Raw genomic sequence first — 538 nt, forward strand, 5'->3', positions numbered from 1 at the left:
GTGCACGAGCCGATGTCCACCGGCCTCAATGCCATCTACGCCCTGATCCCTATCGGCCGCGGCCAGCTCCAGCTCGTCATCGTTGATCGCCAGACCTGCCAGTCCCCCATCATCCTGGACACCTTCCTCCACCGCCGACACGTCGTTCGCCTGGTTTTCTATAACCGGCAGCGCTGTCAGCGAGCCAAGACCTTGTGCCTCGTTCATCTTCGCATCTCGCTCGTGCAGACGGGAATGCAGGTCGAACACGTCGCCCGCTTAGGCTTCGCGGCCCGGCCCTCTCCCTCCTCCCTCCCCTCTCTCCCCTCCGCCTCTCCTCCGCCCCGCTCCCTCTCCCCCCCTCCCCCACCCACATCCATCGTCCCCCACCCCCCTCTGCCGCCCCTCCCCCTCCCTCGTGCATTCTCCGCTCCCGTCCCGTCTTACTTCCCGCTCCCTCCACGTCTCCATCTACACTCCCTACGCCGCGACTCTGTCACCGTCATGCCTCCCCGCCCGCCTCGCTCTTCCCCTTCCCCGCGTCGTCGCTCGTCGTCCT

1 protein-coding gene is annotated in these 538 nt (G+C 66.9%); it reads right to left on the bottom strand.

Translation table 11 applies throughout. The features are described from left to right. A partial coding sequence (locus VE26_RS18255) for a hypothetical protein (RefSeq protein ID WP_200897237.1) occupies positions 1-249 on the bottom strand: 249 nt, incomplete at its 3' end. Positions 250-538: the final 289 nt, after the last annotated feature.

This window comes from Devosia chinhatensis, assembly GCF_000969445.1.
Classification (GTDB): domain Bacteria; phylum Pseudomonadota; class Alphaproteobacteria; order Rhizobiales; family Devosiaceae; genus Devosia; species Devosia chinhatensis.